This window comes from Micromonospora sp. CA-111912 (assembly GCF_050948415.1).
In the GTDB taxonomy this organism is placed as follows: domain Bacteria; phylum Actinomycetota; class Actinomycetes; order Mycobacteriales; family Micromonosporaceae; genus Micromonospora.
Map to the genome: position 1 here is coordinate 5431891 of NZ_CP192007.1, position 20612 is coordinate 5452502.

At 72.9% G+C, this 20612-nt stretch carries 18 protein-coding genes and 1 pseudogene; 14 read left to right on the forward strand and 5 right to left on the reverse strand.

Annotated elements, in window-relative coordinates:
- The first annotated feature begins 31 nt into the window (after positions 1 to 31).
- The 4 genes from ACQPZO_RS22410 to ACQPZO_RS22425 all read left to right on the forward strand — a co-directional run bounded on the left by ACQPZO_RS22410 (position 32) and on the right by ACQPZO_RS22425 (position 3539).
- Positions 32 to 1369: a low temperature requirement protein A gene (locus ACQPZO_RS22410; protein ID WP_433343702.1), complete on the forward strand. Its 1338-nt coding sequence runs from the start codon at positions 32 to 34 to the stop codon at positions 1367 to 1369.
- 183 nt (positions 1370 to 1552) lie between these two features.
- Positions 1553 to 2068, forward strand: a complete 516-nt coding sequence (locus ACQPZO_RS22415) for a hemerythrin domain-containing protein (RefSeq protein ID WP_433343704.1) — start codon at positions 1553 to 1555, stop codon at positions 2066 to 2068.
- Positions 2069 to 2260: 192 nt separating this feature from the next.
- Positions 2261 to 3202, forward strand: coding sequence for an LLM class flavin-dependent oxidoreductase (locus ACQPZO_RS22420; protein ID WP_433343706.1), 942 nt, complete (start codon positions 2261 to 2263; stop codon positions 3200 to 3202).
- Positions 3203 to 3293: 91 nt separating this feature from the next.
- Positions 3294 to 3539: a type II toxin-antitoxin system Phd/YefM family antitoxin gene (locus ACQPZO_RS22425; RefSeq protein ID WP_433343708.1), complete on the forward strand. Its 246-nt coding sequence runs from the start codon at positions 3294 to 3296 to the stop codon at positions 3537 to 3539.
- Here ACQPZO_RS22425 and ACQPZO_RS22430 read toward each other — a convergent pair.
- The 3 genes and pseudogenes from ACQPZO_RS22430 to ACQPZO_RS22440 form a co-directional block, all read right to left on the reverse strand.
- Positions 3472 to 4065: an RloB family protein gene (locus ACQPZO_RS22430; RefSeq protein WP_433343710.1), complete on the reverse strand. Its 594-nt coding sequence runs from the start codon at positions 4063 to 4065 to the stop codon at positions 3472 to 3474. The two genes, ACQPZO_RS22425 and ACQPZO_RS22430, sit on opposite strands and share 68 nt — an antisense overlap.
- An 89-nt stretch (positions 4066 to 4154) precedes the next feature.
- Positions 4155 to 5405, reverse strand: coding sequence for an AAA family ATPase (locus ACQPZO_RS22435; protein WP_433343712.1), 1251 nt, complete (start codon positions 5403 to 5405; stop codon positions 4155 to 4157).
- Between the two features lie 82 nt (positions 5406 to 5487).
- Positions 5488 to 5741: pseudogene (locus ACQPZO_RS22440) on the reverse strand (winged helix-turn-helix domain-containing protein).
- Positions 5742 to 6067: 326 nt separating this feature from the next.
- Between ACQPZO_RS22440 and ACQPZO_RS22445 the strand changes: the two are divergent.
- The 5 genes from ACQPZO_RS22445 to ACQPZO_RS22465 all read left to right on the forward strand — a co-directional run bounded on the left by ACQPZO_RS22445 (position 6068) and on the right by ACQPZO_RS22465 (position 10868).
- Positions 6068 to 6493 carry a hypothetical protein gene (locus ACQPZO_RS22445; RefSeq protein WP_433343713.1) on the forward strand — a complete coding sequence of 142 codons (426 nt, stop codon included), beginning with the start codon at positions 6068 to 6070 and terminating at the stop codon, positions 6491 to 6493.
- A gap of 339 nt (positions 6494 to 6832) precedes the next feature.
- Positions 6833 to 7732 carry a TIGR01777 family oxidoreductase gene (locus ACQPZO_RS22450; protein WP_433343715.1) on the forward strand — a complete coding sequence of 300 codons (900 nt, stop codon included), beginning with the start codon at positions 6833 to 6835 and terminating at the stop codon, positions 7730 to 7732.
- 154 nt (positions 7733 to 7886) lie between these two features.
- Positions 7887 to 9716 (forward strand): DUF2079 domain-containing protein, encoded by a 1830-nt coding sequence (locus ACQPZO_RS22455; protein WP_433343717.1) that lies wholly within the window; start codon positions 7887 to 7889, stop codon positions 9714 to 9716.
- 69 nt (positions 9717 to 9785) lie between these two features.
- Positions 9786 to 10424 carry a lipoyl(octanoyl) transferase LipB gene (gene lipB / locus ACQPZO_RS22460; RefSeq protein ID WP_433343719.1) on the forward strand — a complete coding sequence of 213 codons (639 nt, stop codon included), beginning with the start codon at positions 9786 to 9788 and terminating at the stop codon, positions 10422 to 10424.
- A 51-nt stretch (positions 10425 to 10475) separates the two neighbouring features.
- On the forward strand, positions 10476 to 10868 hold the full coding sequence (locus tag ACQPZO_RS22465) for a VOC family protein (RefSeq protein ID WP_433343720.1): 393 nt from the start codon (positions 10476 to 10478) through the stop codon (positions 10866 to 10868).
- A gap of 448 nt (positions 10869 to 11316) precedes the next feature.
- Here the strand turns inward: ACQPZO_RS22465 and aspS are convergent, their stop codons facing one another.
- Positions 11317 to 12603, reverse strand: a complete 1287-nt coding sequence (gene aspS, locus ACQPZO_RS22470; protein WP_433351161.1) for an aspartate--tRNA(Asn) ligase — start codon at positions 12601 to 12603, stop codon at positions 11317 to 11319.
- Positions 12604 to 13064: 461 nt separating this feature from the next.
- Here aspS and lipA point away from each other — a divergent pair, with 461 nt between their 5' ends.
- From lipA to ACQPZO_RS22490, 4 genes are all read left to right on the forward strand, one after another.
- Positions 13065 to 14072 carry a lipoyl synthase gene (gene lipA / locus ACQPZO_RS22475; protein WP_396671048.1) on the forward strand — a complete coding sequence of 336 codons (1008 nt, stop codon included), beginning with the start codon at positions 13065 to 13067 and terminating at the stop codon, positions 14070 to 14072.
- Between the two features lie 120 nt (positions 14073 to 14192).
- A complete protein-coding gene (locus ACQPZO_RS22480; RefSeq protein ID WP_433343722.1) occupies positions 14193 to 15872 on the forward strand; it encodes a hypothetical protein in 1680 nt (559 codons plus the stop codon).
- A gap of 124 nt (positions 15873 to 15996) precedes the next feature.
- Positions 15997 to 17484 (forward strand): NAD(P)/FAD-dependent oxidoreductase, encoded by a 1488-nt coding sequence (locus tag ACQPZO_RS22485; RefSeq protein ID WP_433343723.1) that lies wholly within the window; start codon positions 15997 to 15999, stop codon positions 17482 to 17484.
- A 60-nt stretch (positions 17485 to 17544) separates the two neighbouring features.
- Positions 17545 to 18234: a DUF4191 domain-containing protein gene (locus ACQPZO_RS22490; RefSeq protein ID WP_433343725.1), complete on the forward strand. Its 690-nt coding sequence runs from the start codon at positions 17545 to 17547 to the stop codon at positions 18232 to 18234.
- Positions 18235 to 18389: 155 nt separating this feature from the next.
- Here the strand turns inward: ACQPZO_RS22490 and ACQPZO_RS22495 are convergent, their stop codons facing one another.
- Positions 18390 to 18815, reverse strand: a complete 426-nt coding sequence (locus ACQPZO_RS22495) for an RDD family protein (protein ID WP_433343727.1) — start codon at positions 18813 to 18815, stop codon at positions 18390 to 18392.
- Between the two features lie 253 nt (positions 18816 to 19068).
- On the opposite strand from ACQPZO_RS22495, the gene glnA reads away from it, so the two are divergent.
- Positions 19069 to 20493: a type I glutamate--ammonia ligase gene (glnA, locus tag ACQPZO_RS22500; RefSeq protein ID WP_433343728.1), complete on the forward strand. Its 1425-nt coding sequence runs from the start codon at positions 19069 to 19071 to the stop codon at positions 20491 to 20493.
- Positions 20494 to 20612: the final 119 nt, after the last annotated feature.

Genomic DNA, 20612 nt, shown 5'->3' on the forward strand with positions numbered 1-20612 from the left:
CGGGCCCACCGCGCGCTGCGAGAGTGGACGGGTGGGCGGCAACCGGCGGCGGAGGCTCGGCCCGGCCGTGGCGATCGCCCCGGGCGCCCGGGTCGACCGGTTCGAGGTCTTCTTCGACCTGGTCTTCGTCTTCTCGTTCTTCATCATCACCCGGGCGACCGCCGCCGAGATCACCGGCACGTCCCTGCTGCACGCCATGCTGGTGCTCGCCGTGCTCTGGTGGGCCTGGGTGGTGCACAGCGTGGTGGCCACCCGGATCCGGCTCGGCCAGGGCTTCGTCCCGGTGCTGATGGTCGTCGGGATGGCCGCGCTCTTCTGCTTCGCGTTGGCGCTGCCCCAGGCCTTCAGCGATCCGGGCGAGGGCTCAGCCGGACCGGTGGTCGTCGCGGTCAGCTACGTGGTCCTCCGCGGCGTGCACCTGTTCCTCCTCTACCTGTACGCCGGGCGGGAGAGCCCGGAGGAGCGCCGGCAGCTTCTCCGGTTCGCCCCGGAGGTGCTGCTCAGCACGTTCCTGCTGCTCGCCGCAGCGCTGGTCCCCTCCCTGATCGACGATTTGGGCTGGGCGACCCTGGCCCGGGACGGGCTCTGGGTGGCCGTGGTGCTGCTCCAGTACGGCACGGGACTCTTCGGCACCGAGGGGTGGGCGGTGCCGTCGGCGGAGCACTGGACGGAACGCTACGACCTCATCCTGATCATCGCGCTGGGCGAGTCGGTCATCTCGGTCGGCGTCGGCAGCGACCTGCTCGGCCAGCCGCCCACCTGGCCGGCTATCGCCGCGGCCGTCCTCGGCATCTTCTTCACCGCGGCGCTGTGGTGGGCCCACTACGACGTCATCGGGCCGGCCGCCCGGATCGCGCTGCACACCGCGAAGGGCCGCCCCCGGGCGACGATGGCCCGCGACGCCTTCGCCTACCTCTACCTGCCGATGATCGCCGGAATCATCCTGTTCGCCCTGGGCGCCGAGGAGATCGTGCGCGGGATCACCAGCCCCGGAGTGCCCGTCGGCGAGGCGGCGCACGGCCCGGCCGTGCCCCTGCTCTTCGGCGGGGTGGCCTGCTACCTGTTCGGGAACATGCTGTTCCAGTTCCGCACGCTGCGCACGCTGTCCTGGACCCGGGTCGCCGCCGTCGTGGTGCTCGCCGCCTGCATCCCGGTCGGCGTGCGCCTGCCCGGGCTGGCCGCCATGGCGCTGTTGACCGCGATCTGCGTGGGCCTGGTCGCGGCCGAGGTGATCATCATGGCGGAGGGCCGGCTCGCCCTCCACGAGGAGGTCATCCGCGAGCGCGACAGCCACGAGGCGAGCGAGGCCGCCTGGCGGGCCCGGTGGCGCAAGAACGCCTCCGGGGGGCAGCCGCCCGGCCAGCCGTGATCGGCTCGCCTGCCGCCACGCCGGGCACGGGCCGGCAAGGGCCGGCACCCGGCGGCCACTCTGTGGGTGCGGGCCCTCAGGGCCGGCGCGGCGGCCACAGTGGGTAGGATCATCGTCAGCGTCGCGGTGCACCCGGCAAGGAGACCGCCGAGGGCATGGAGGCGCGGAACGTACGGGACTGACGTGCACCCTTCCCCCCGGCCGGGCGACCGCCTCACGGCGCTCGGCACCCAGTTGATCGAGATCCACCACTGGCTCCGCGAGGAGCTGGCCCGGTTGCGGGCGAGCCTCGAACCCGGCGCGGCGACACCGACCGGCGACGACCGGCTGCGCAGCCTGCGGGCCCACTGCCTCAGCTTCTGTTCCGCCCTCACGGCGCACCACACCGGCGAGGACGCCGGCGCGTTCCGGGTGCTCGCCAAGGAGGAACCACGGCTGCGCCCGGTGCTGGAGAAGCTCGCCCAGGACCACCGGATGATCGACGGCATCGTGCGCCGGGTCGAGGAACTGGCCGCCGGCCCGCCTGCTGCCGACCCGGCCATCGCCGCCCGGGTGCTCGCCGAGCTGGACGGCCTCACCGCGATCATCGAGTCGCACTTCGGCTTCGAGGAGCGGACGATCATCGCCGCGCTCGACGCGCTGCGCGCCGACGCCGGCACCGCCGAGGAACTGTTCGGCCTCGCCCCGCCTGCCTGGTGACACCGCCCCCGCCCCCGCCGCGCCCCGGCCCGACCACGGCCGGGGCGGATCCCGGCGATCGGACCCGGCCCGGCCCCGGTTGGGTCGGATCCCGGCGGCCGGTCCCGGGTTCAGCGGTCGGCTGATTCGCCGGTCGGCAGAATCCGGCCCGGTGCGCTGGCCCGACGTGCGTGGACGCCGCACCCTGGGGCGATGGCGACCTTCTCCCTCCAGGCCACCCCCACCGACGCGGCGAGCTGGCTCGACCTGGCCCGCCGGGTCGAGGCCGCCGGCTTCGACGCGCTGCTCGCCGCCGACCACCCGGGCTCCTGCGGGAACCCGTTCGTCGCGTTGGCCGCTGCCGCGTCGGTGACCTCGACGATCGGGCTCGGCTCGTACGTGTCGAACCTCGGCGTCCGCGAGCCGATGCTGCTCGCCACCGACGTGGCCACCCTCGACGTGCTCTCCGGCGGGCGGGCCCGCCTCGGCGTCGGCGCCGGCCACACCCCGGCCGAGTGGCGGGCGGTCGGCCGGGAACGCCCCGACGTGGCCGGCCGGGTCCGCCGCTGCGTCGCCGTCACCGAGGCGGTCCGCGCCCTGCTCGACGGGGAGGAGGTCACCGTGGACTCCCCCGAGCTGACCGTGCACGCCGCCCGGCTGACCTCGCCCCGGCCGGTGCGGGAGCGCATCCCGCTGACCGTCGGGACGTCCAACTCGACGCTGCTGCGCTGGGCCGGCGCGCACGCCGACGTGGTCGGGCTGGCCGGCTTCGGCCGTACCCTCGAAGACGGCCACCAGCACGAGGCCCGGTGGCGGGCCGACCAGATCGAGGCGCAGCTCGCCTGCGTCGCCGAGGGGGCGGCGGGCCGGGACGTACCGCCGGCCCTGGAGGCGCTGGTGCAGACCGTGCTGGTGACCGACGACGCGGAGGCCGCCGCCGCCGAGCAGGCCGCCCGGACCGGCCTCACCGTCGCCGAACTGCTGGCCACGCCGTTCGTGCTGATCGGCACGGAGGACGAGATCGTCGCGGCGGTAGCCGGGCACGAGCGCCGCTGGGGCGTCACCCGCTTCGTGGTACGCGCCAACGCCCTCGACCCGCTACTTCCGCGCCTCGCGCCACTGGTCGAGGCCACGCCGCAGGAGCGATCTGCGTAGCACCTTGTAGCACAATTTCGTTAGACCGCCCCCGTGGCTGAGCACGCTTCTCGCGAGATCACCCAACGCGAGCAACGACTCCGGCGCGATCATGCGCGGGGTGGAACGCGGAGAATCCTTCACGATCACCCGTGACGGCACCCCGATCGGCAGGCTCATCCCGATCCGCCGCCGCACCTTCGTACCGCGCGCCGAGGTCGTCGCCGCCTTCGCCACCGCGCCTGTCCTCGACCCCGCCACCTTCCGGGCCGACCTCGAGAGCGCCGAAGCTAGTACTCGGTCACTCCGAGGTCCTCGACGAACTTCCAGACGTCCGTGTACGGATCGCGTCGGCTGAAGGGCACGTGACTGGCGTACTGCCGTTCGAGCTGCACGGCACGTTTTCTCGCGTCGGCGAAACCGCCCTGGATCTGGCCGAAGGTGATGGCTTTACGCTCCTGCGCCGTCGACGAAGCAACGCCCGGTAGCCGGCGGGCGACCTCTTCGCAGTTCCCGCTGGCCCGGGCGGTGTACGGCTGGTGGTGCAGCAGCCGCCACAACTCGAAGCAGGGATGGGAGAACGCCACCCGCACGCCGGCCCGGGTGGCGCGGGCAATTGCCTGGTCGACGTCCTCGTGCTGGTCCCGGTCGAAGATGCACCAGACGACCGGCATGAGTTCTTCCGGCAGCCCGCGCACCTGCTCCCGTAGCCTGACGAGCCGGTCGATCGCGTCCTCGACCAGATCCATGGGCTTGCGGCCCGAACCACCCGTGCCGCGTCCCCGCTGGCCCCGTGAACGGCGTGTGTCGTTGGCGATGTGGACCTCGTTGCGCCGGACGGGTTGGAGGTCCTTCACCAGGTCGACGTACTGAGGCTCCGTCAACTCCCCCTCGGTGAAGACCCACACGTCCCGCCGACGCGCGGTCCCTCGGGGCAGCCTCTCGTACGATTCGCGGCCACGCCTGCGCACGGTCACGCGGCCCCCTCCGCGCCACGCAGCGTACGCAGCCGCCGTCCGATCTGCCCCTCACTGAGGGCGGGGACCCCGCCGAAACGGCCGGCCAGGTATGAGACGAGTAGGTCCTCGCCGGGGCGAGGCTGCGCATCGGTCAGCGGGAACAACGAGCTCGCCCCGCTCTTGTCCTTCTCCACCAGCCACACCTGGCCCGGGTCGAGCAGGCGGTCGCCGGGCTGGGCGCCGAGGACGGTCACGTCGTGCGATGTGAAGATCAGTTGGCCGCCCTGGGTGTTCACCTCCGGGTCCTGGAAGAGCCGGATCACCTCGGCTGCGAACCGTGGGTGGAGGCTGGCGTCCAGTTCGTCGATGAGGAGCACCCTTCCCTCGTCGAGGGCGATCAGCGCCGGCCCCAGGAGCGCGAACCACGAACGGGTGCCGAACGACTCGTCCTCCCAGGCCACCGGGTAGCTGTCGCCGTGGGACCCGGCGTGCCAGAGCCGGACCTCCTGCTCCGCCGAGGCGTCATGCGGGTCGACGAGTTCGATGCGTTGGATGCCGAGGTCGGCGACGCGGAGCAGGGCCTCGATCCGGTCACGCTTCACGCCACGCAACTCCTTGCGGGTGAAGTCCTCCCGGATTCGCAGGTTCTTGTCGGGGCTGGCCCAGAGCAGGTTACGTCTGAACCAGGCGAACAACGGGCCGAGCTGCGGGTGGTTGCTCGCACCCGCGACCGAGAGGAACAAGGCATCGGGGCGGGTCAACCGGACGAGTTGCGCCCGGTCCCTCAGCCGCTCGCTGGGGAACTCGAACTGTCTCGCGCGGCTGGCGTCCCGGTCGAACCAGACCTGCCGGTGGCCACGGGGATAGGCGTGCAGCCACTCCCCCTCCACGCGCTCGGCGCTCAACTCAAAGCCGTACGTGTACCGGATGTCCGAGTCGATGAAGTCGATCTCGAAGAACGACACCCGCGAGGCCGCCTCCGGGTCGAGGTTGAAGACCTCTCGCGGTACGCCGGGCTTGGACGCCCAGTCGGCGTAGGAGCGGAGGACTGCCTGACGCATCTCGAAGAGGGCGATCAACAGGTTCGACTTGCCGGAGGCGTTGGCTCCGAAGACGCCGATGAGCGGGTAAACCGCCAACTCCTGTCCTGCCTCAAGCCGGACGTCGCGTACCCATCGGGTGTCGTCCGCCGCCTGAGCGACGAGCAGCACCTCCTGCTCGTCGCGGAAGGACCGCACGTTGGCGACCCGAAAGCTCAGCAGCATGCCGCCTCCTCATCGCGGCCAGCGTAACGAGGTGGCGGCGTCGGTCCACTCGGACACGACGCGCCAGTCACGGACGCATCAGTCAGCCCGCCGGCCGCTCGGCGACGAACACCCCGAGCCCGTGAACGCCCTCGACCAAGCCCTCGGTCTTGAGCACGATCATGGCGTGGTTCACCACGCCGGCCGACACGCCGTGCTCTTTGCACAACTGGGACGTGGACGGCAACTTGTCACCGGGGACGAGTTCTCCGGACGCGATCTGCCCGCGGATGAGATCCGCGAGCTGCGCCCACTTCGGTTTGGCGGGCATGTGCTCTCCCTGGTCTGCACCGCCATTTGATCACGGCTCCCCTTCTACAGACAAGTAAGTGGTAGCCGGTGGTTGACCTATGAGCAGTAGTAAGTATAAGTTCGTGACGGCTGGCTCCCTGGTCTGCAAACCCGGAGCCGGTGGTCCTGCGCAGGACGCGCCCGGTCGACCATTCCCCCGGTCGGCCGGGTGCCACCCCACCGATCCGGCGAGGAAAGGCGGGAAGGCGTGCACTCGACGATTGGCAAGGAGCGATTCCGCGTACCCGAGGGGTGGCGGTGATGTGGCCGGGCCTGCAGCGCGGCGCGGAGCCGATTCCCCTCGGCCCGCGCCACCGGCGAACCTGGCGCGGATGGCAGCGCTGGTGCTCGTGCGGCCTGCGCTGGACGGCCTGCCCGGACCGGCACGCGACCCCGCCCACCGAGCCGCCGGCCCCGCCGCCGCGCAACACCCGCTGGCGGGACGGGCCCGCCGGATCGGGCGCGCGGACCCGGCGGAACAACGGCGGTCGCTGGTGACGGGGGCCGGTCGGCACCTGCCGCTACGCCCGCTCTGGCTCTGCCGGGCCTGCGCCGCCCCCTGGCCGTGCGCCACGGCCCGGCTCACCCTGCTCCGGGAGTACGCCGACGACCGGATCGCGCTGCTGATCTACCTCGCCGGGCTGCTGCACGAGGCGACCGGCCACCTGTACACCCTCAACCCGCACGACGCCCCGCAGCCGGGGCAGCTCTTCGACCGGTTCCTGGCGTGGGCACGCGTCCGCCGCCAGCGGGGCTAGCCTGACCCGGTCCCGCAGAAACATGGAATTAGTGGCCACTCACCGGCGACGATCCCACTAGTTCCACGAACGAGCGTGATCATGCCGGATCCGGTTCCGTCCGGCGGGCCGACGGGACGCCGAGCCGGCCGTCGGCCGACTCGGCCAGCACCACCCACCGGTTCCGGGCAGCATCGACCCGCCGGGCAGCATCGACTGGCCGGGCAGCGTCGACTGGCCGGGCAGCGTCGGCCGGCGGGGCCCGGGCCCTGGCCGGTCGGCCCCGTATCTCGGCCCCCGCATCGTGATCGAGATCCGCTCGCCGCATCCGATCAGGGCCGCGTGCCCGAAGATATGGGTATGCGCATCCTCATGGCCGGCGCGTCCGGCTTCCTGGGCACCCGGCTGGTCGACCGCCTGAAAGCCGACGGGCACCAGGTCACCCGCCTGGTCCGGCGGTCGGCGCGTACCCCCGACGAGCGGCGGTGGAATCCGTCCGGCGCGCAGCTCGACCCGGCGGTGGTCGCCGACGCCGACGCCGTGATCAACCTGGCCGGCGCGGGCGTCGGCGACAAGCGGTGGAACGACGCGTACAAGCGGCTGATCCGGTCCAGCCGGGTCGACACCACCACCACGCTGGCCATCACGATCGCCGGCATGCCGGCCGCCGACCGCCCGGCGGTGCTGCTGAACGCCTCGGCCGTCGGCTGGTACGGCAACACGGGCGACCGGGTGGTCGAGGAGGACGCCCCGGCGGGCGAGGGCTTCCTCGCCGACGTCTGCCGGGTCTGGGAGGCGGCTACCCGGCCGGCCGAGGACGCCGGGGTACGGGTGGTCCGGCTGCGCACCGGGCTGCCGCTGCACCGCGACGGCGGGCTGCTCAAGCCGCAGCTCCTGCCGTTCAAGCTGGGCGTCGCGGGGCGGCTCGGCAGCGGCCGGCAGTGGCTGCCGTGGATCTCGATGGTCGACTGGCTGCGCGTGGTGCAGTTCCTGCTGGACCGCGACGACGTGGCCGGCCCGGTCAACGGGGTCGGCCCGGCCCCGGTCACCAACGCCGAGTTCACCAGGGAGTTGGCCCGCCAGCTGCACCGCCCGGCGGTCGTGCCGATCCCGGCGCTGGCCCTCAAGGTGGCCCTCGGCGGTTTCGCCCAGGAGGCGCTGACCAGCACCCGGGTCCTCCCGGGGGCGCTGACCCGGGCGGGCTTCACCTACCGCCATCCCGACCTGCCGGGCGCCCTGCGCGCCGCCCTGCACGACTGAGCGCGGGGGCCTCGGCGCCGAGGGGACCCGCGCGCAACCTCGGCCGAGGGGCCCGCGCGCAACCCCGTCGGCAGTCGCGCAGCTCCGGGACTGCAAGCGGTCAAGCCTCCGTGTCTGACCGGCGTGTCCAGGTCCGGTTGGTAACGTCCGCTGCGTGCCGTCCTCTCCGTCCCCGGCCACCGGACCGACGCCCGCCCCCGCCGCCACCCCGGCACGCAGCCGCGACCGGCGGGCCGACCTGGCCGTCGTCCTCGTCGCGCTGGCGCTCGCGGTCTGGGTGACCAGCGGGCTGTGGCGGGACCCGGACCAGCGGGCGATCACCGTGAACTCCAGCGACCAGGCGCTGTTCGAGTGGCTGCTCGCCTTCGGCGGGCACGCGCTCACCCACGGCGAGAACCCGCTGTTCACGTACCTGGTCAACGTCCCCGACGGGGTGAACCTCGCGGTCAACACCTCGATCACCGTGTACGCCGCGGTCTTCGCCCCGCTGACGTACCTGGTCGGGCCGCCGGCAACGTTCCTGGTGATCCTCACCCTCAACCTGGCCGCCACGGCGGTGGCCTGGTACCTGCTGCTGTCCCGGCAGTTCGTCCACAGCCGGCTCGCGGCGGCGATCGGCGCGCTGTTCGTCGCGTACTCCCCCGGCATGGTGTCGCACGCCAACGCCCACCTGAACTGGACGGCCGGCTGGCTGGTGCCGCTGCTGGTCTGGCGGCTGTTCGCGCTGCGCCGCACCGCGCACTGGCTGCGCGACGGGATCGTGCTCGGCGTCGCCGTCGCGGTGGCCTTCTCCATCGCCGCTGAGGGGCTGTTCTTCACCGCCCTGGCGCTCGGCGTCTTCCTGCCCGTCTGGGCGCTGCACCCGAGCCGGCGGGCCGCCGCCCGGGCCGCGCTGCCCACCTTCCTGCGCGGGCTGGGCGTCACCGCGCTGACCGCCGGGGTGCTGCTGGCGTACCCGCTGTGGCTGCACTTCGCCGGGCCGCAGCGGTTCCACGGCACCGGCTTCGACTCGATCGTCCACTCCGAGGACGTCGCCGCGTACGGGGCGTACCCGAGCCGGTCGCTGGCCGGCGAGGCCGGGCTGGGCACCTCGCTCGCGCCCAACCCGACCGAGGAGAACTCGTTCTTCGGGGTGCCGCTGCTGCTGCTCGCCGTCGTCTGCCTCGGCTACCTGTGGCGGCGGGACCGGGCCCGCCGGGCCACCGTGTGGGCGCTGGGCGTCACCGGCGTGGTCTTCGCCGTGCTGTCCTGGGGTCCCCGGGCCAAGTGGAACGGCGAGCGTACCGACCGGCCGCTGCCGTTCCTGCTATTGGACAACCTGCCGGTGGTCAACGCCGCCCTGCCGTCCCGGCTGGCCCTGGTGGTGGCCCCGGTGATCGGGCTGCTGCTGGCGTACACCGTCGACCGGTTGCGGGCCGACCCGCCCCGGCGCCGCGCCGCGTCCGCCGCCTGGGGCCTCGGCTTCGCGGCGGCGCTGCTGCCGCTGCTGCCCACCCCGCTGCTGACCAGCGCCCGCGAGCCGGTGCCTGCGTTCGTCACGGCCGGCACCTGGCGACAGTACGTCTCCCCGGGCGGGGTGCTCACCCCGCTGCCGCTGACCCTCGACGTGACCCCGGACGGGCAGCGCTGGCAGGCGTACGCGCTGGCCCACCGGCAGGGCGAGTTCCGCATCCCGGCCGGGTTCTTCCTCGGCCCGGGCGGCCCGGACGGCCGGGGCCGGATCGGCCCGCCGCCGCGCACCTTCGACACCCTGATGGACCAGGCCGGCAGCACCGGGCTGGTGCCGATCATCACCGAGGGCAGCGTCGAGGAGTCCCTGGCCGACCTGCGGTACTGGGACGTCGAGGTGGTGGTGCTCGCCGACCGGGTGCACGGCGCCAAGTACGACCTCGACGAGGAGGCCCTGCGCCGCACCGCCACCGCCCTGCTCGGCCCCCCACAGCGCGTCGACGACGTCTGGCTGTGGAAAGTCCCCCCGGCCTGACCCCCGACACGTCGGTGGTGAGCCGGCTCACCGCAGGTGACCGGCCGGTACGGGACTAGGCTGGTGGGCGTGACCGCGACGATTCCGGGGCTGACCGCCGTACGTGCAGGGGTGCTCGACTACCAGGCCGCGTGGGACGAGCAGCGGCGGCTGCACGAGTCGGTGGTGGCCGGCGAGCGCGGCGACACGGTGCTGCTGCTGGAGCACCCGAGCGTCTACACCGCGGGCAAGCGCACCGAGCCGTGGGACCGGCCGATGGACGGCACCCCGGTCGTCGACGTCGACCGGGGCGGCAAGATCACCTGGCACGGCCCGGGGCAGCTCGTCGGGTACCCGATCGTGCGGCTGCCCGACCCGGTGGACGTGGTCGCGTACGTGCGCCGCACCGAGCAGTTGCTGATCGACGTCTGCGCCGAGTTCGGGCTGGCCGCCGGCCAGGTCGAGGGGCGCAGCGGCGTCTGGGTGCCCGAGGACGCGAGGGGCCCGGCCCGCAAGGTGGCCGCCATCGGCATCCGGGTCGCCCGGGGAGTCACCCTGCACGGCTTCTCGATCAACTGCGACTGCGACCTGACGTACTTCGACCGGATCGTGCCGTGCGGCATCCGCGACGCCGGGGTCACCTCGCTCACCGCGGAACTGGGCCGCCCGATCACCGTCGCCGACGTGCTGCCGGTGGTCGAGCGCCACCTGCCCACCCTGGCCGCCTGAGCCGCCCAGGTTCGGCGGCCTCCAGGTTCGGCGGCCTTCTAGGCTCGGCGGATGCAGATCGACCTCGTCACCCTCGTCGTCGCCGAGTACGACCCGGCCATCGCCTTCTTCACCGAACTGCTCGGCTTCGAGCTGGTCGAGGACAGTCCCTCGCTGACCAACGACGGCCGCCCGAAGCGCTGGGTGGTGGTCCGCCCGCCGGGCGCGCGCACCGGCCTGCTGCTGGCCCGCGCCGACGGGGAGCGGCAGGAGGCTGCGGTCGGCAACCAGACCGCGGGCCGAGTCGGCTTCTTCCTCCGGGTCGACGACTTCGAGTCCACCCACCGCCGCCTCGTCGACGCGGGCGTCGAGTTCGTCAAGCCCCCGCGCACCGAGCCGTACGGCCGGGTGGCCGTCTTCCGCGACATCGCCGGCAACCCCTGGGACCTCCTCGGCCCGGCCTGACCGGCCCGGTCTGACCCGGCGCGACCTGCCCGGGCGCGGTGCAATCCGCCCCCAGCTCCACCGGCTCCCCTGCGCTCCCTCCGGAGTCCCCGCGCCCTCCCCGGCCGGACGCGCCCGGCACACTGCCCGTCGGTGCTCGACAACGCGACCGACAACTCCGTTGACGCACCGTCACCACCCGTCCCCAGCACCCACCCCTCCCCCACTCCCTTTGCTCTGCACCAACCCACGCAACAGTTACTGCCCGTGCCTGTTGCGTGGGTTGGTGCAGAGCAAAGGGGCGGAGTGGGGGGTTGAGGTGGGCGGGGTCGACACAGGTCAGGGGTAGTCGTGGCGGGGTGGCCTGAGGCAGCCACCCCGCCATCCAGGCATGCCTAACGGTGGGTGACGGGGACGCGCGACCGGCCGGGCCGTGACGCCGCGTAGGCGTCGAGCAGGGATCGGCCGCTCAGGGGGTGAGCCGGTGCAGGTCTCGGGGGAACGCGGTGACCTCGCGGACGTTGGCCGCGCCGACCAGGCGGGCGACGAAGCGTTCCAGGCCGATCGCGAAGCCGCCGTGCGGCGGCATGCCGTGCCGGAACGCGTCGAGGTAGCCCGCGTACGGTCCGACCGGCTCGCCGCGCGCCGCGAGGGCGGCCAGGTAGTCGTCGTACCGGTGCAGGCGCTGCCCGCCGGTGACCAGCTCCAGCCCTCGGAACAGCAAGTCGAACCCGTTGGAGTACGCCGGCCGAGCCGGGTCGGGGTGGGTGTAGAACGGCCGCTTCGCCATCGGGTACCCGGTGACGAAGACGAACTCCGAGGAGTGCTCGGCGCGGGCCCACTTCCCCAGCGCCCGCTCGTGGGCGGGGGCGAGGTCCGGCTCGTCGGCCGGGGCGCCGGCGATCCGCAGGGCCTCGGTGAAGTGCACCTCCGGGATCCGCGCCGGCAACTCCGGCGGGGTCACGCCCAGCGTGGCCAGGGCGTCGCCGGCCCGGTCCGCCACGGTCGCCAGCATCCCGGCGAGGGTGTCCCGCAGCACGGCCATGACGTCGCGGTGGTCGGCCACGAAGCCCAGCTCGGCGTCGAGCGAGGTGTACTGGGCCAGGTGCCGGACGGTGTCGTGCGGCTCGGCCCGGAACACCGGCCCGACCTCGTACACCCGCTCGAAGACGCCCACCATCAGCTGCTTGTAGAACTGCGGCGACTGGGCCAGGTACGCGGGCCGGCCGAACCAGTCCAGCGCGAAGACGTTCGCGCCCGACTCGGTCGACGAGCCGACCACCTTCGGCGTGTGGATCTCCACGAAGTCGCGGGCGTCCAGGGCGGCCCGGAAGCCGGCCACCGCCGCCGCCGAGATCCGCAGCGCCGCCGAGCGGGTCGGGTGGCGCAGCGCGACGGGCGCGTGGTCGAGCTGGGTGGGCAGGCTCGCGGTCAGCGCCGGCCGGTACAGGTCGAACGGGGGCGGGACGGCGGGCGGGCCGAACGGTCGTACCGTCGGGTCGGTCAGCTCGACCCCGGCGGGGGCCGCCGGGTTCGCGGTGGCCGTGCCGACCACCTCCACGACGGTCTCCTCGGTGAGCGCCTCGACGGCGGCGCGGACGGCCGGGTCGGTGACCACGACCTGGGTCAGGCCGGCGGCGTCCCGCACGATCAGGAACGTCACCGACTTGAGCAGCCGGCGGCGGTGCACCCAACCGGCGACCCGGACGGTCGCGCCGGCGTGGGCGGGGAGCTGGGTGGACAGGATGCGTTGCATGGTGGGCTGCTCCTCGATCGATCGCAACGCCTTCGCCGCCGCAGGGCGGCGAAGCATCGCCTCAGCCCCGGGAGGTGTGGGCGAGCGGGTCCTCGCGGTGCCACCACACCTTCGCCCCCGCTCGCGCGGGGGCCTCGTTCGTCGCCTGATGACCGGGGCCAGCCGGGCGGGATCTACTGGACGGGCGTCGACAGGGCTGCCACGCGCACGCCGTTCTTCCCGCAGCTCGGGAGGGTCTTCGCGCACCGACGCCAGACCGCCTCGCAGCGAACGGCGGCTCTCTCGACTGGCGGGGCGGCGCGCTACTCGGCTCCGTCACAGCTCTGCCGCAAGCTAGCACCCCTGGCGGGGGCGGGTAACGGGATTTTCGGCGGTGGCGGTGGGCGGCGTCACAGGAATCAGGGGGTGACGGCCGTCGCCTCACGTCCATCGACAGCGACCGTCCGGCGTAGGCTCGATTCGTGACGATCGAGCACTTCGCGCCGACGACGCCCCCGACCGAGCAGCCGACGACCAGCCCCGCTGCGCGTACCGCCACGGTCGCCCCCGAGGGGCGGCGCATGCTGCGGATCGAGGCGCGCAACGCCGAGACACCGATCGAACGCAAGCCGCCGTGGATCAAGGTCAAGGCCAAGATGGGGCCGGAGTACACCCAGCTGCGCGGGCTCGTCTCGCGCGAAGGGCTGCACACCGTCTGCCAGGAGGCCGGCTGCCCCAACATCTACGAGTGCTGGGAGGACCGGGAGGCCACCTTCCTCATCGGTGGCGACCAGTGCACCCGGCGCTGCGACTTCTGCCAGATCGACACGGGCAAGCCGGCCGAGTTCGACGCCGACGAGCCGCGCCGGGTGGCCGAGTCCGTGGTGTCGATGGGCCTGCGCTACGCCACGATCACGGGTGTCGCCCGCGACGACCTGCCCGACGGCGGCGCCTGGCTGTACGCCGAGACGGTCCGCCAGATCCACGCCCTCCAGCCGGGCTGCGGCGTGGAGCTGCTGATCCCCGACTTCAACGCGGTCCCCGAGCAGCTCGCCGAGGTCTTCGGCTCGCGCCCCGAGGTGCTGGGGCACAACGTCGAGACGGTGCCCCGGATCTTCAAGCGGATCCGGCCGGCGTTCCGGTACGACCGCTCGCTGGACGTGATCCGGCAGGCCCGCGCCGACGGCCTGGTCACCAAGAGCAACCTCATCCTCGGCATGGGCGAGGAGCGGGCCGAGGTGTCCCAGGCGCTGCGCGACCTGCACGAGGCGGGCTGTGAGCTGATCACCATCACGCAGTACCTGCGCCCGACGCCCCGGCACCACCCGGTGACCCGCTGGGTCAAGCCGGAGGAGTTCGTGGAGCTGCGCGAGGAGGCCGAGGAGATCGGCTTCGCCGGGGTGATGAGCGGTCCACTGGTGCGCTCGTCGTACCGGGCCGGCCGGCTCTACCGGCAGGCGCTGGACGCCCGCGACGCCGTCCGCGCCTGACCCGCGCGGCGCGTCGGGCCTCGGCCGCCCGGCACCACCGCCGTTCCGAACGGGGCGCCGCCACGAGCCGCGCCGCGCTGGGTCGGGCCGTGGCACGTCCACCGGTGACATGATCAGGTCATGACCACGGGGGTACGCGACCGGGGGCGCGCCGTCCCGGCGCCCCGGCCGGCGTGGCGGCTGACGCTGCCCACCGCGCTGACCGGGTTCGCCGTACTGGCCGGGGTCGGGTACCGACTCTGGCTGCTGGTCAACGAGGCGCCGCCGACGAACAGCGACGAGGCCACCATGGGGTTGGCGGCGCTGCACATCGCGCAGGGACGGCACTTCCCCGTCTGGTTCTACGGCCAGTCGTACATGGGGACGCTGGAGGCGTACCTCGCCGCTCCGCTGTTCGCCCTGGACGGGCCCTCGGTGACCGCCCTGCGGCTGCCCCTGCTCGCCCTGTACGCGCTCTTCCTGCTGCTGACCTGGCGGCTGACCCGCCGGCTCGGCGGTGCCCCGTGGTTCGCCCTGCTGGTCGTGGGGCTGCTCGCGCTCGGCTCGGACCGGGTGGTGAAGAACCAACTCATCGCCGGTGGCGGATACCCGGAGCTGAACCCGATGGGGGTCGGGTTGGCACTGCTGACGCTGGGCCTGTGCGCGGGCCGGCCGGGGGCCGGCGCGGCCCCGGGAGCGGAGACCGACGCGGCCGCCAGACCGGGCGCCCCGGGTGCCCGGTGGGCGAGAAGCCGGGAGGCCCGGTGGGCGGGCTGGGGCCTGCTGGCCGGGCTCACCGGGTGGATCGACCCGCTGCTGCTGCCGTACGTGCTGGCCGCCGGCGTGGTGCTGGTGGTGATGTGCCGGCGGGAGCTGGCCGGCCCGGGCGGGGCCCTGGCCTGCATCGGCGCGCTGGTGGGGGCCGCCCCGATGCTGGTCCACAGCGTCGCCCAGGGCCGGAACCCACTGTCGGCCGTGCTCACGGCGAGCGGCGCGGAGACACCGGCGGGCTGGGCGGACCGGCTGCACGGCGGGCTGCTGCTCGGGCCGCCGCTGGGTATGGGGTTCTGCTCCCCGTCGCACTGCGCGCCGTGGCAGTTGTGGTGGGCGGCGGCGCTCCCCGTTCTGCTGGTCCTGGCCGGTCTGGCCGCGTGGCGCGCCCTGCGTCCGGCCGGGGACAGGGACAGCGATCGGGACCTGCGGGCCGGGGCGGCGGTACGCCTGGCGCTGGTGGCCGGGGCGGCGGCCAGCGTCGCGGCGTACGCGGTCAGCAGCACGGCGGGGCGGACCCCGGTGGAGAGCGCCCGGTACCTGTCCTGCGTGGCGATCGCGCTGCCGGCGCTGCTCTGGCCCGTGTGGGCAGCGCTGCACGACCGGGGCCCGGGGGTCCGGGGCGTCGTGGCCCGGGTAGCGGCACTGGCCGTGCTCGCCGGGACGGTCGGCACGGCGGCGGTGGCGACGGCCGGCGCGGTGGACGCCGCCGCGGCGGCCCGGGAGACCGCCACGCAGCGCCGCGAGCTGGTGGCCGCCCTGGACCGGCTGGGGGTACATCACATCTACGGCGGCTACTGGACCTGCAACGCGGTCACCTTCGCCACCGCCGAGGAGGTGGTCTGCGCCGTGGTCGACGACGAACTGCGCCCCGGGTTCGACCGCTATCCGGCGTACCGGGAGGCGGTGGTGCGGGCGGCGGCCCCCGCGTACGTCGCGCCCGTCGGGTCGCCGCTGGCGGCACGGCTGGACCGGGAGCTGCCCGGGCGACCCGGCGGGATGCGCCTGGTGACGGTCGACGGCTGGCGGATCTGGCTGCCGGGCTCCTGACCGTCGGCCGTTCGGGGCCGATGCGGAGGCCCCACGCGTGCTAGATTCCGCGCGTTCGAGGGCCAGGCGTCCCATCCTGCGGGGCGGCACTTGCCGTCAGACGTCGAAGATGGTGAATTTAGTCATGCCCCTGCCACATACGGTGATCATCGGTGCCGGTCCCGCCGGCCTGACCGCCGCCTACGAACTGACGAGGCGGAACGCCCCTGTCGAGGTGGTCGAGACAGACGACGTGGTGGGCGGGATCAGCCGCACCGTCGAGCGGGACGGCTGGCGGTTCGACATCGGCGGGCACCGGTTCTTCACCAAGGTGGCCCGGGTCGAGGCGTTCTGGCACGAGGTGCTGCCCGACGGCGACTTCCTGCTGCGCCCCCGGATGAGCCGGATCCACTACCGGGGCCGGCTGTTCGACTACCCGCTGCGGGCCGGCAACGCGCTGGGCAACCTGGGGGTCGTCGAGGCGGCCCGCTGCGTCGGGTCGTACCTGTGGGCGCGGATGCGACCGCCGGCGGACCAGAGCCACTTCGAGGGCTGGGTGTCGGCCCGCTTCGGCACCCGGCTGTACCGGATGTTCTTCAAGACGTACACCGAGAAGGTCTGGGGCATCCCGGCCACCGAGTTGCAGGCCGACTGGGCGGCCCAGCGGATCCGGAACCTGTCGCTGGCCGGGGCGGTGCGCAACGCGCTGCTGCCCCGCCTGGCCCGGGCCGACATCACCAGCCTGATCGAGGAGTTCCAGTACCCCCGGCTCGGCCCGGGAATGATGTGGGAACGCTGCGCCGAACTGGTCACCGAGGCCGGCGGCGTGGTGACGCTGAGGGCCCGGGCGGCGACCGTGCACCGCGCCGACGGCCGGGCGGTCGCGGTGACCGTGGCCGGGCCGGACGGCACGCGCCGGGTCGCCACCGACCACGTGATCAGCAGCATGCCGCTGCCCGCGCTGGTCCGGGCCGTGGACCCGCCCGCGCCGCCGGAGGTGCTGGCCGCCGCCGACGCGCTGCGGCACCGCGACTTCCTCACCGTGGCCCTGGTGGTGCCGGCCGCCGCCGGCTTCCCGGACAACTGGATCTACGTGCACACCCCGGGGGTACGGGTCGGCCGGGTGCAGAACTTCGGCTCCTGGTCGCCGTACCTGGTGCGGGAGGGGTTCACCTGCCTGGGGCTGGAGTACTTCGTCGACGTCGGCGACGACCTGTGGGACGCCGCCGACGACGAGTTGATCGCCCTGGGCACCGCCGAACTGGAGGCGCTGGGGCTGGTCGACGCCGGCGCGGTCTCCGCCGGGTACGTGGTCCGGATGCCGAAGGCGTACCCGCTCTACGACGCCGGGTACGAGCAGGCCGTGGAGACCGTCCGCGCCTGGCTCGCCGAGGCGGTGCCGAACGTGCACCCGGTCGGCCGCAACGGCATGCACCGCTACAACAACCAGGACCACTCGATGCTCACCGCGATGCTGACCGTGGAGAACATCCTCGACGGCGGCGAGCACGACGTGTGGACCGTCAACGTCGAGGAGGAGTACCACGAGCAGGCCGACGGCGCCCCGGCAGGCGGGTCCACCGGCCGGCACGGCACCGGCCGCGCCGCGCCCGTCCTGCCCCGCCGGTCCTGACCGGCCGGAGCACCGGGCGCGGATCAACCCCGTTGCACGGCGACCACTAGACTCTGCGACATGGCAAAGCCCCAGGAGAAGGTCTCGTTCGGCCAGCGGCTGAAGCAGATCGGGATGGTGTTCCAGTTCACCGCCAAGCAGGACCGGTGGTTCGCGCCGCTGACCGCAGGCGCGGTGCTGATCCCGCTCGCGCTGACCGTGGTCGCGGTGATCCTCTGGGGCTGGTTCTGGCTGCCGCTGGGCATCCTGATCGCCCTGCTCGCCGTGCTGATCGTGCTCAACCTGCGGTCCAACAAGGCGATGATGAACGCCGCCGAGGGGCAGCCCGGCGCGGCGGCGCAGATCATGGAGAACATGCGGGGCGACTGGCGGGTCACCCCCGCCGTCAGCGCCACCACCCAGATGGACATGGTGCACCTGGTGATCGGGCGCCCCGGCGTGATCCTGCTGGCCGAGGGGAACCCGCAGCGGGTCCGCGGCCTGCTGGGGCAGGAGAAGCGGCGGCTGACCAAGGTCATCGGCTCCGCCCCGCTCTACGACTACGTGATCGGCCAGGCCGAGGGCGAGCTGCCCATCCGCAAGCTGCGAATGACCCTGATGCGGCTGCCGCGCAGCCTCAGCGGCAAGGACGTCAACTCCCTCGACAAGCGGCTCAAGGCGCTCACCGCCCGCCCACAGATGCCCAAGGGCGCGATCCCGAAGAACATGCGCCCGCAGCGCAACGCCTTCCGCCAGACCCGAGGCCGCTAACCCCCTCCCCTCCCCCGCGCGCCGCGCCCACGCCCGGCGCTCCAAGACGCGCTATTTCACGGAAAGAGTGGCCTCCCGTCGCCGGGAGGCCACTCTTTCCGTGAAATAGCGCGAGATCGCTGGGGTCGAGGAGTGGCCGCCCGGGGGCGGGGTGGTCAGGGCCGCCGCCCGGGGGCAGGGTGGTCAGGCGCGGGGGCGGGGGTGATGACCGAGCCGGTGAGGCGGTCGTGCAGGCCGCGGCGGTGCTCGTCCATGATCAGCGCCGGGACCACCAGCGCCAGTAGGACGCCGCGCAGCAGCGCGCGGGTCAGCCCGATCCGGCCGCCGTCGGCCCAGGACAGGCACCGGATCCGGGTGATGTACATGCCGGGGGTCTGGGCGAACAGTCCGAGGAAGAGGGCGTACTCGACGATCAGCACCACGACGGGGGCCCAGCCGTCGCGGACCGGGTCGGCGAAGAAGTTGGACACCAGCAGGCAGAGCACCCAGTCGATCACCAGGGCGCCGAACCGACGGCCCAGGGTGGGCGGGACGAAACCGGGGTCGGTGGCGGGGGGCGCGGGCTGCTGCGGCGTGGTCACAGTCGCCAAGGGTAGTCAGGCACGCCGGGATGGTCGGATCGGCACCGGCCGCCGAATCGGACCAATGGCGGTAATCTGCGGTACAACGCCGCGCCGAGTATCCTCCGAACGGACAGCGGATGGCGACTGACCGGCGAAGATGACGCAGCGCGAGCGACGTAACACGACAGAAACACTCAAGATACGGCCGGGCAACCGCGCGGTCATAGCGTCGCCAGGAGCCAGCCACCCCGTGGACGTGCCAGGAGGACGTGTGTTCGCCAATCCCGAGGAACTCCTGCGATACCTCAAGAACGAGGACGTAAAGTTCGTCGACGTACGTTTCTGTGACCTGCCCGGCGTGATGCAGCACTTCAACCTGCCGGTGGAGTCCTTCGACGACAGCGTCTTCACCGACGGTCTCGCCTTCGACGGGTCGTCGATCCGCGGCTTCCAGTCGATCCACGAGTCGGACATGCTCCTGCTCCCGGACGCCGCGAGCGCCTTCGTCGACCCCTTCCGCACGCATAAGACCCTCGCGCTGAACTTCTTCGTGCACGACCCGTTCACCCGTGAGGCGTACTCCCGGGACCCGCGGAACGTGGCGAAGAAGGCCGAGGCGTACCTCGCCGCGAGCGGCATCGCCGACACCGCGTACTTCGGCGCCGAGGCCGAGTTCTACATCTTCGACTCGATCCGCCATGAGACCTCGGCGCACCAGTCGTTCTACTACATCGACTCGGTCGAGGGCGCCTGGAACTCGGGCCGCGAGGAGCCGGGTGGCAACCGCGGGTACAAGACCCCGTACAAGGGCGGGTACTTCCCGGTGCCGCCGGTCGACCACTACGCCGACCTGCGCGACGGCATGGTCCGTCGCCTGCTCGACGCCGGCTTCACCGTGGAGCGGTCGCACCACGAGGTCGGCACCGCCGGCCAGTCGGAGATCAACTACAAGTTCTCCACCCTGCTGCAGTCGGCCGACCAGCTCCAGCTCTTCAAGTACCTGATCAAGAACGAGGCCTGGGTCAACGGCAAGACGGCCACGTTCATGCCGAAGCCGCTCTTCGGCGACAACGGCTCGGGCATGCACACCCACCAGAGTCTGTGGCTGAACGGTGAGCCCCTGTTCTACGACGAGACCGGCTACGCCGGCCTGTCCGACATGGCCCGCTGGTACATCGGCGGCCTGCTGCACCACGCCCCGTCGCTGCTGGCCTTCACCAACCCGACGGTCAACTCGTACCGCCGCCTGGTGCCGGGCTTCGAGGCGCCGGTGAACCTGGTCTACTCGCAGCGCAACCGGTCCGCCTGCACCCGCATCCCGGTGACCGGCAGCAACCCGAAGGCCAAGCGCGTCGAGTTCCGGGTGCCGGACCCGTCGAGCAACCCGTACCTCGCCTTCTCGGCGATGATGATGGCCGGCCTGGACGGCATCAAGAGCAAGATCGAGCCGCCGGAGCCGATCGACAAGGACCTGTACGACCTGCCGCCGGAGGAGTGGGGCTCGGTCAAGCAGGTTCCGGGCTCGCTGCCCGAGGTGCTCGACGCGCTCGAGGCCGACCACGACTACCTGCTCGACGGCGGCGTGTTCACGCCGGACCTGATCTCCACCTGGGTGGGCTGGAAGCGGGCCAACGAGGTCGACCCGGTGCGCCTGCGCCCGACCCCGCACGAGTTCGCGATGTACTTCGACTGCTGAGCCCTCGGGTCAGCAGGCTCCACCAGCACCGGCCGGGCCGGCTCCGCAGCACGCGGGGCCGGCCCGGCCGTTTCCGGTACGGGTGGAACGGCGCCCGCCCACCCACGGGATGCCCCGCC

Excerpts from the sequence above, each read along its gene's own strand:
- ACQPZO_RS22435 (WP_433343712.1), bottom strand. The coding sequence starts at position 5,405 with ATGCTGCTGAGCTTTCGGGTCGCCAACGTGCGGTCCTTCCGCGACGAG.
- ACQPZO_RS22465 (WP_433343720.1), top strand. The coding sequence starts at position 10,476 with ATGCAGATCGACCTCGTCACCCTCGTCGTCGCCGAGTACGACCCGGCC.
- ACQPZO_RS22445 (WP_433343713.1), top strand. The coding sequence starts at position 6,068 with ATGGCAGCGCTGGTGCTCGTGCGGCCTGCGCTGGACGGCCTGCCCGGA.
- ACQPZO_RS22490 (WP_433343725.1), top strand. The coding sequence starts at position 17,545 with ATGGCAAAGCCCCAGGAGAAGGTCTCGTTCGGCCAGCGGCTGAAGCAG.
- ACQPZO_RS22425 (WP_433343708.1), top strand. The coding sequence starts at position 3,294 with ATGCGCGGGGTGGAACGCGGAGAATCCTTCACGATCACCCGTGACGGC.
- aspS (WP_433351161.1), bottom strand. The coding sequence starts at position 12,603 with ATGCAACGCATCCTGTCCACCCAGCTCCCCGCCCACGCCGGCGCGACC.
- ACQPZO_RS22450 (WP_433343715.1), top strand. The coding sequence starts at position 6,833 with ATGCGCATCCTCATGGCCGGCGCGTCCGGCTTCCTGGGCACCCGGCTG.
- ACQPZO_RS22480 (WP_433343722.1), top strand. The coding sequence starts at position 14,193 with ATGACCACGGGGGTACGCGACCGGGGGCGCGCCGTCCCGGCGCCCCGG.
- ACQPZO_RS22485 (WP_433343723.1), top strand. The coding sequence starts at position 15,997 with ATGCCCCTGCCACATACGGTGATCATCGGTGCCGGTCCCGCCGGCCTG.
- ACQPZO_RS22420 (WP_433343706.1), top strand. The coding sequence starts at position 2,261 with ATGGCGACCTTCTCCCTCCAGGCCACCCCCACCGACGCGGCGAGCTGG.